This window comes from Halobacillus sp. (assembly GCF_049282395.1).
In the GTDB taxonomy this organism is placed as follows: domain Bacteria; phylum Bacillota; class Bacilli; order Bacillales; family Halobacillaceae; genus Halobacillus.
The window spans coordinates 1-5,854 of record NZ_JBAPTY010000004.1 but is presented as its reverse complement, the minus strand read 5'-3'; the positions used below and the strand labels follow the sequence as shown (position 1 = coordinate 5,854).

Sequence of the window (5,854 nt, the reverse complement as noted above, 5' to 3'; positions counted from 1 at the left end):
CCCCACAAGGAGTGTTAACGACTGAGGAGGCTCCTGGTAAAAGGAGGATCGACTAAAGTCGCCACGTCCTGTGGCAACGTCGATCGACCCTACGTCTTGTAGGGCCGCAGGAAAGCGAGTTGTTTCCGTAGCTGCCCTCATCTACTTTTCAGCAACGGACCTGAGACATCTCGAAACTTAGTCTTCAATAATCCGGCCCTTTTGTTGAATAATCATTTAATGAGAATTAATTAGCAAAAGCGGAAGGCCTGGTTGGTCCTTCCGCTTTTTTTGAGTGAAGAGTTCGTATCGTTTGTTTTTCAGCTACACCATTCTAAAAAAGCAGATCTCCGCTTGGTTTCTTCCAGTTGAAAGTCCAAGGAGGCTTGATCAGCCATTCTGCGCTTCAAGTGTAATAGAGCCGAAGTTGTATAGGGTGCCCGAAACCCCAGTTGACTTCAAGTATTCCAGATCCTCTATGAATATACGGCTGGTAAACACGGTTTCCCCATAATCACAAAAGATTTCCAGACTGGAAGTATCCATAAACATACGGATGCGGTGGCTTTCTTTATATTTTCTTAAAGCATATCGCTTCGTTCCGTAGGTTTCCGCAAACGTATGAGTCATGTCAGAGCGATCCAGGCAATATTCCTCCCCATTCGATGAGAAAGTGACAGATTCCCCTTTACGATTAGTAAAAGTTAGAGTAAAGTCTGGATCCACGGATAACTCCAGCTCAAACGCCCGGGAGATTAAGCCATGTTCCTGTTCCAGTGTTTCTGCACCTAGACGTAATTTCTTCAGTTCCTCCAGCGGCTGTTGAACGAGGCGGTTCCTCTGAAGGGTAACTTGCCGGGGAATCGTCAGCATGTGTGCCCACATATTCTCATCCGTTGGGTAATCGCTTTTCGAGTTACCGAGCCATCCTATTAGAATCCTTCTTCCCCGTTCATCCTCATACGTTTGAGGAGCATAAAAGTCGAATCCTTTATCAAGTTCAATGTACTGCTTCCCTTCATAGTGAAGCTTGCGAACATCCAGCGGATCACTGAGCACATAAGCGACAGAAAACACATTATTGAAGTTATACTTATCGCTTTCTAACTCTCCCTGAGGAGAAAAGATGAACACCCCGCGCCCGTCCTGCTCAAAGTAGTTGGGGCATTCCCACATATACCCGGCATCCGGCAGGTCTGTGGTCACTTTTCCTTGAAAAGATAACTGCTGTATACTTTCTCCTTGATAAAGAGCCAGGGCCCCCTCCCCGTCTTTGGTTTCTCCTCCTACTAGCATATAGTAAATATTCTCTCGTTTAAAAACAACAGGATCGCGAAAGTTATGGGTGAATCCTGGAGCAGGTGCATGAGCGATAGGACGCCCTTTTGTAATATTCAAATGCTTATCCATCGAGGCGTACACTTGACTTGGATTCGGTATGCCCTCTTCTGTCACGTGGTTTCCTGTATAGAAAAGGTGAAGCATTCCGCCTTCTGCAAAGGCCGCTCCAGAAAAGCATCCATGGGAATCAAGCTCACAATCAGGATAAAGAGCGATGCCGTGGTCCTCAAAATGGATGAAATCTTCCGTAGATACGTGATACCAGTGCTTAAGGCCGTGAACTGGACCGAGGGGGAACCATTGATAAAAGATGTGATGTTTCCCGTTGAAAAAAGATAATCCGTTCGGATCGTTCAGTAATCCATGGTGAGGAGCCACATGATAGGTTGGATAGTAAGGATCCTGTTTGGTTTTGCCTTCAATCATTTGCAAATACTGGCTGGATACATCCGTCAGCGATAAAAATCGATTTTGACGGTTAGAAAAGTCTATAAGCTGGGTCATAAGGGGCTCCTTCCTTTTTTGTATTTAGGGGGTTGAAAAAGAATGATGGCGTTCACAATTATCCATAATGGACAAAGGGTGAGCAGGGAAAATCACCTTTCCCCGACCCACCTGTTTTAGAATTTAGTCAGCGTAACTCACACGTAAAATTAGTAAATTCACTGGTGTACTTACCAATTAACCATGTTTCACATCATAGTTCATCTCAGGATGCTCCACTTCTTCCTCCTGTTTTTCACGATAGACGAAGAATGTTACCAGGAAGGATACGGCTAAAGCGACAAGAATAACTAAAATGTACTGGAAGAAGCCGCCTCCAATGTATAACAGAAGCCCTGGAAGCATCGTCGATCCTGTTCCTGCAGCAGCAATTCCCAGAATCGAAGCCAGACCGCCACCGACAGCTCCACCTAAACATCCGAATAAAAACGGTTTTACTTTTGGCAGGTTAATGGCGAACATGACGGGCTCCGTGATCCCTAAGAAAGCTGGAATGACAGAACCAAACATATTGGATCGCTTAATCCGGTTTTTCTGCTGGAGGACAACAGCAAGCGCAGCACCAGCCTGTCCGGCAATGGCCGCGGTACCTATCGGGTTGATCAAGTCATAGCCTGTCTCGGCAACCATCTTCACGGTAATTGGTACAATCGTGTGGTGCATACCCGTGATGGCTAAGAACTGAATGGCGCCTCCGTAGATAAACCCGCCTAACCCAAAGGGTAGTTCGAAAAAGTACATGATGCCTGAAGTAATTAGATTTTCAATTCCTAAGATCAGTGGCCCGACCATAACCAGACCTAGAATAAGCGAGAAGAGCAAGGTGACAAACGGTGTTAATATTAAATCCAGTACTTCTGGAATGTATTTTCTCGCGCTCTTTTCAATTTTAGCGGCTAACCAGCCCATAAATACAGCTGGAAGAATGGAACTTTGCATTCCTGTAATCGGAATATCGAAACCTAAGAATGGCAGCAGCAGCGGTTCGGCCTCTCCAAAAGATACAGCCCATTTATCGGGAAGCTGAGGGGCCACAAGCATTAATCCGAGGGCCACGCCGATAACCGGAGATCCTCCGAATTTTTTCATAGCCGACCAGGTGACCAGTACAGGAATAAAGGTAAAGGCCGTATCGGTTAGAACCTGAGATAATTTCAAAATCGTACCGGACATTTCCATTCCAAACCCATTAATTAATAATCCGCGTAAGCCCATCAAAAGACCCGTAGCGATCAGTACAGGAATAACGGGAATAAAGATATCGGCGAAAGTTTTGGTCAGCTGCTGCATTTTCCCTTTATTCGAAGTGCTTTCTTCTTCCTTCTCTCCCTGAGATTCAGCGATACCCATCTTCTCAAATTCAGCAAATACTTTATTTACAAAACCTGTCCCCAAAATAACCTGGTGCTGACCGCTTTGAAAAAAGTAGCCATTCACTCCTTCAATGGAATCAAAAGCCTGTTTATTCATTTTCTTATCATCATGCAATTCTACTCGCAACCTGGTGGCACAGTGAGACACCTTATAAATATTCTCTCTTCCGCCAAAAGCTTCCAGTACGGCATCGGCAACTGCTTTAGGGTTTCTAGCCATTCCATTCCCCTCCTAAAATTCAAAATCATTCTACAAAGTGGAAACGTTTCCACTTTAGGGTAAAAAATAAACCAACGTTTGCGTCCTATTCAAAACGACTGAGCAAAAAGTGGAAACGTTTCCACTTTTCGTTTTAAAGAAAAGCGACTCTAGAAATCGCTTTTTCTGATATATCAAATGTTATCGCTTTCAGCAACATATGTCAATACTTTTTTGTACTATTTCCAGCAAAAAATTCGACCGGCAGAATGATCTTCTCTTCCCCAGGTTCGTCCTGAATGATTTGCATCAGGGCTTGTGTTGCTTTCTCTGCCATAAGCGGCACAGGCTGTTTAATCGTTGAGAATGTTAATTCTTCTTCTTTACTCGGGGTTACGCCGTCGTAGCCGATCACCTGGACATCCTCAGGAACTTTTTTCCCTTTGGCTTTCAATTCTTCAATGATAATTCTTGCCCATTTATCGTTCATCGCGAAAACTCCATCTACTTCAGGATACTCCTCAAAAAACTGACGGACACTCCCTGCAATGTCATGAACAGGTTCTTCCAGTTCGAGAATACGGTGCGGAAAGTTATGCTTTTTCACTTCATTTTCAAATCCCTGGCGCCGTCTCATGGATTCATTTTTAATGCTGGAGAGACTGCCTAGAAAAGCAATTTCTTTACAATCCCGCTTCATCAATTCATCAGCAGCAATACGGCCGCCGCTTTCATTATCACTCGTTACATATACTACATCCTCCGTAAAGTGACGGTCGATGCTCACAATAGGCAAGTCGCTGGATATATACTGGTCCAGGTCATAGCTGTACGTAATGGCAACCAATCCATCAATTTTGTTTTTCTCTAACATAGAAATATAATTAATCTCTTTATCTACATCACTCTGTGAATTACAAAGAATCATCTTATAGCCGTTCTCTGAAAGCTTCTTCTCCAGGTGATAAGCGAAATTCGAGAAGAAAGGATGCCAAATCGTAGGAACAATGAGTGCAACCGATTGAGACTGCTGCATTTTAAAGTTTCGAGCGACTTCATTCGGCTTATATTTTAACGTTTCAATCGCCCTTTCTACCTTCAGGCGGGTAGCTTCTTTCACAGGTCCATTTTTATTCAGAACTCTAGAAACGGTACCGAGGCCAACACCAGCTTCCCTGGCTACGTCTTTCATATTAACCAAAACTTCACCTACTTTAACACATAGTTATTATGGTTCATTGTATCATATCTCTTTTCTTTCGCGTCTATCTCCTCCTATTGTAAAGCAGGATTTTAAAAACGGGGTCTCATTTCTGATAATTTGAATAAGCTTATTTGGGAAGTTATTTTTATGAAAGGAGCCTGCCCATGTATAATTATGACCCTTATGATCAATTGGCGTGGAATGCTGCCAAGTACGATATGCTGTCGAATTATTATAAGTATTCCGATCCTCAGAAGCACATCTATTATTACCAAAGACATTTGGAATGTATGCAGCGCTGGATCATGATGCAGGAACGCGGTGAAAATTCTGGTATGATGGGAATGAACAGGGAAGCGAAGGTCCGTGTACTCCATGCTTCTCCGGATGCTCCTGCCGTAGATGTTTATGTGAACGGCCAGAAGGTTCTCGAAGGCGTTACGTATAAGCAGCAAAGTGAATATTTAAGCGTTCCTGCAGGCCAATATCGAATCGACATTTATCCTGCCGGAGAAACGAATCAGCCCGTCTTGACGCAAAACGTCTCCGTCGAAGCAGGTAATATGTATACGGTTGCTGCTGCCGGCAGGCTGAACAACCTGCGGCTGATCGCCGTCGCAGATAATGACAGTATCTCATCTGGAAATGCTAAGGTCCGCTTCTGGCACTTATCGCCAAACGCACCGAACGTAGATATTGCTGTACAGGGCGGAGATGTACTCTTCCGTAATGTACCATTCGGAAAAGCTACCCGCTACCTCACACTCCCGCCGACGACCGCTAACCTTGAAGTCCGCGTGGCAGGAACAAATCAGACAGCCTTAACTGTTCCAAATGTAACCTTAAGTCCTAACCAGGCTTATACAGCTGTTGCCGTGGGCTTAGCTGGTGACGAGCCTCCACTTGAAGCTATTTTTCTTCAGCCTTAATAAAAACACAAGCAGCGATTCCTCTGGTTTCGCTGCTTGTGTTTTATTGTGCTTATAGACGAGTGCCTCCACCCCAGCAGAGCATAATTATTTTTAAAAAAGGCTCTGCTAAAGCTTATTGTTGATTTTCCATAAAAAGCTTATTACGCAATAGGGCCGGATTGTTGAAGACTCAGTTTCAAGATAACTTGGATCCGGTGCCGAAAATTTGATAAGGGAGGCTGCGGAAACAACTCGCTTTCCTGCGGGGGAACTGGCAAGCCTCCTCAGTCGTTAACACTCCTTGTGGGGTCTCGCCTAGCTCCTTCTCCCGCGGGAGTCTCGT

General features: G+C 44.5%; 4 protein-coding genes. 1 reads left to right on the top strand and 3 read right to left on the bottom strand.

What is annotated here, in order from left to right; genetic code table 11:
- Window positions 1-369: 369 nt before the first annotated feature.
- The 3 genes from WAM07_RS00145 to WAM07_RS00135 all read right to left on the bottom strand — a co-directional run bounded on the left by WAM07_RS00145 (window position 370) and on the right by WAM07_RS00135 (window position 4,588).
- Window positions 370-1,824 carry a sucrose-6-phosphate hydrolase gene (locus WAM07_RS00145; protein WP_422163740.1) on the bottom strand — a complete coding sequence of 485 codons (1,455 nt, stop codon included), beginning with the start codon at window positions 1,822-1,824 and terminating at the stop codon, window positions 370-372.
- 177 nt (window positions 1,825-2,001) lie between these two features.
- The gene (locus WAM07_RS00140; RefSeq protein WP_422163738.1) at window positions 2,002-3,417 is read right to left on the bottom strand and encodes a PTS transporter subunit EIIC; all 1,416 of its coding nucleotides are present in this window, start codon (window positions 3,415-3,417) and stop codon (window positions 2,002-2,004) included.
- Between the two features lie 202 nt (window positions 3,418-3,619).
- Window positions 3,620-4,588, bottom strand: coding sequence for a LacI family DNA-binding transcriptional regulator (locus WAM07_RS00135; protein WP_422163741.1), 969 nt, complete (start codon window positions 4,586-4,588; stop codon window positions 3,620-3,622).
- Between the two features lie 176 nt (window positions 4,589-4,764).
- On the opposite strand from WAM07_RS00135, the gene WAM07_RS00130 reads away from it, so the two are divergent.
- On the top strand, window positions 4,765-5,529 hold the full coding sequence (locus tag WAM07_RS00130; protein ID WP_422163736.1) for a DUF4397 domain-containing protein: 765 nt from the start codon (window positions 4,765-4,767) through the stop codon (window positions 5,527-5,529).
- The last annotated feature ends 325 nt before the right edge of the window (window positions 5,530-5,854 follow it).

Bases quoted from the DNA above. Each gene is read 5' to 3' on its own strand.
- WAM07_RS00145 (WP_422163740.1), bottom strand. From the start codon at position 1,824: ATGACCCAGCTTATAGACTTTTCTAACCGTCAAAATCGATTTTTATCG.
- WAM07_RS00140 (WP_422163738.1), bottom strand. From the start codon at position 3,417: ATGGCTAGAAACCCTAAAGCAGTTGCCGATGCCGTACTGGAAGCTTTT.
- WAM07_RS00135 (WP_422163741.1), bottom strand. From the start codon at position 4,588: ATGAAAGACGTAGCCAGGGAAGCTGGTGTTGGCCTCGGTACCGTTTCT.
- WAM07_RS00130 (WP_422163736.1), top strand. From the start codon at position 4,765: ATGTATAATTATGACCCTTATGATCAATTGGCGTGGAATGCTGCCAAG.